4 protein-coding genes are annotated in these 2,675 nt (G+C 66.2%); 3 read left to right on the top strand and 1 reads right to left on the bottom strand.

The genetic code is table 11. The features are described 5' to 3' along the window. Window positions 1-433: hypothetical protein (locus VMX79_02825; protein HUV86026.1), on the top strand; the 433-nt coding region annotated here is incomplete at its 5' end. 336 nt (window positions 434-769) lie between these two features. Here the strand turns inward: VMX79_02825 and VMX79_02820 are convergent. Next, window positions 770-1,831 (bottom strand): BamA/TamA family outer membrane protein, encoded by a 1,062-nt coding sequence (locus tag VMX79_02820; protein HUV86025.1) that lies wholly within the window; start codon window positions 1,829-1,831, stop codon window positions 770-772. 144 nt (window positions 1,832-1,975) lie between these two features. On the opposite strand from VMX79_02820, the gene VMX79_02815 reads away from it, so the two are divergent. After that, window positions 1,976-2,428 carry a hypothetical protein gene (locus VMX79_02815; GenBank protein HUV86024.1) on the top strand — a complete coding sequence of 151 codons (453 nt, stop codon included), beginning with the start codon at window positions 1,976-1,978 and terminating at the stop codon, window positions 2,426-2,428. 13 nt (window positions 2,429-2,441) lie between these two features. Next, on the top strand, window positions 2,442-2,675 hold a 234-nt coding region (locus tag VMX79_02810; GenBank protein ID HUV86023.1), incomplete at its 3' end, for a hypothetical protein.

Genomic DNA, 2,675 nt, shown 5'->3' with positions numbered 1-2,675 from the left:
GGGCGGGGCGATAGCGGGCGGCGCCGGGGTTTACCCCGCTGTGGCGATATGGGCGGCTTACCCGTTCGCCGCGGCCTTGGGGTGCCACGTCGGGGCCGGCGCCGTCGGCGAAAGCGCGCCTAACCGGGGGGCAGCCATCGGCTACGCGACGTTGGCGGCGTACGGCGAGACCGCACTGTTGGGCGGCGCCGTATTAGTCATTAAGGCCACGCACCGCGACGTCAAAGACGTATATATGAACGATATATACTGGGGAGTTTTCATCTTCGACGTAGTCAGTAAACCTTTTCTCGTAACGTACGTTTACAATAAGGCGAAAAAGGCCGCTCCGGTAAGCGAAGAAGCGCGCGTCTCTTTCGAGCCGTACGTAGCCGCGGCGGCGGGGAGCGACGGCGCGCCGGTGCCGCTGTACGGCGTTACGTTTTCTTTTTAATATTTAATCGAATACCGCCCGCTTCAGCGGGTGGTGCCTAACCCGCGACGCGTCGAACCGCCGGCTTAAGCCGGCGGCCTATTAACATACTACCCCTAAAAGACCTGCGCCGACCCGAGGGCCGGCCCCAGAAAGTAAAAGATACCCGCTTCAGCGGGCGGTGCCTAACCCGCGACGCGTCGAACCGCCGGCTTAAGCCGGCGGCCTATTAACATACTACCCCTAAAAGACCTGCGCCGACCCGAAAGCCGGCCCCAGGGAGTAAAAAAGATACCGCCGGCTTCAGCGGGCGGTGCCTAACCGGCGAAGCGTTAACCGCCGGCTTCAGCCGGCGGCTTAAAACGCCTCGTCGAACACGAGATATATCCCCTGCGAGTCCTTGCCGCGGCCGTAGTCGACGCGCACGCGGGCCTCGCCGTCGCGGACGAGGTCGAGGCGCAAGCCCCCGCCGGCGGTGAGCACCACGTGGTCGAACGAGAAGTCGGCCATCGTGAAGCCGACGTCGCCCACGTCCACGAAGAGCGCGCCCACCAGCCGCCACCACAGCGGCACCCGGACCTCCTCCTGGTAGGCCACGAGCCACCGGCCTCGCGCCCGCCCCTCCGGCTCGCCCCGCAGAATCGCGGAGCCGCCCAGCTCCGCCATCGCCCAGAACGGCGGCGCGCCGTCGCGGCCCGAAAGGAACAACCGGTTGGCGCAGGTCCACTTCCGCCCCAGCCGCTCCACCGTCCAGAAGAACCGCGCGTCGGCCTCGTACCACCGGAAGGTGTAGTCCGAGCCCGCGCCCTCGTCGAAGACGGAAAACCGTCCCCGCAGGAACAAGCCCTCCGTCGTCGTATGGCGGCGGTCGCGGGTGTCGTACTCCGCGAAGGCCGTGGGCCCGACGATAAGGCCCCCCTCGACGCCCGGCGCGTACGCCGGCCCGGGCAGGTATCCGGGCGGGAGCCCCTCCGCGTCCGGCGCCCACTCGACTATTTTATAATTCTCCGCGAAGGCGCCCAGGCCGCCGTAAAACGGCCCGACGACGCGACGGTACCCCTTGACGTCCGCGCGCAGCATCTTGCGCGTGTAGCGCGCGTAATACGTCTTGGGTACGTCTTGGGAGCCGGGGGGAGGTCGGAACGCCGTGGGGTACTTCTCGAAGCGGTCCTCGGCCAGCAGCCGCCAATCGCCGGTCGGGGAGTACAGGTCGCCGTTGAGGTCGAAGCGGAACTGGCGGTGCCAGGTGTAGACCGCCATCGGTTGGACGTACGAGTCGCGCGTATCGGGCGAGCTTTCGGGGAGGCGGAAGAAGGCCGCCGCGTACGCGCCGAAGGCCGGGCCGGTATCGGGGGTGTAGTACCCGAAGGGCAGGCCGGCCCAGGTGACGGCCCACGCCGGAGCGGCCGCGATAGCCACGATTATCGCCGTCGGCCTCGCGCGCACGGCGCTATAATAATTAACAATCGAGGGCGGCGCAACCGAAAACTGGCCGACAGTTTCTGTTTACAAGGGGCGCGAGGCGTTGTATTATTTCGGGTGAGGTATTTCGGGCTGCTAATAATGATAACGGCAGCCGCCGCGGCCGCCTGGGCGGACGGCACCGGCGTAATCGCCGCGGAGGTAGGTTGCGGTTACGTCGGCGGCATCGGCGTGGGCCTGGCGGGCATCCCGGTGGGCAACCTGTTCTCCAGCGAACAGTACGCCGGCGGCGGCCTGTGGGGATTCCTTATCGCCTATCCCGCCGGCGTGGGCCTGGGCGTGTACGGTGCCGGCGAGATATGGGGCGACGACGCCGAAAACGACTGGGCGAGCGTCGGCGCCTCGGTGGCGGCGGCGTACGCGTCGGCCGCGGCCGGCTACTTCACGGCGAAATTCAAGGGGTTGTTAATCGGCATGATAGCGGCCCCCGCGGCCTCGACCGCGGCCTATAACCTGGTAAAAAAATCCGCCGACGAAAACGCCGAGAGCGAGGGCGGCGGCGGCTTCTACGTATATACCTCGTTCAATTTCTAAGGAGACTCGAGTTATGCAACCGCGTTCAATCCTAGCATTATTAATAATTTACGCCGGCTCGGCCGCCGCGCTCGTAGACGTGGGGCCGGCCGTGGGCTTCGACTCCCGGCCGCCGGGAGAAGGCGACGCCGTCTACGGCCTGTCGTTGGCGGTGCACGTCGGCCCGGCGTCGGTGTACGCCCGCGGCACCGTAATGCCCACCGACTCCGGGGATGCCTCCTCCGACTTATACGTAGACGAATGGGAA

This window comes from bacterium (assembly GCA_035529855.1).
Taxonomy (GTDB): domain Bacteria; phylum RBG-13-66-14; class B26-G2; order WVWN01; family WVWN01; genus WVWN01.
This window is presented reverse-complemented; position numbering and strand designations above follow the sequence as displayed.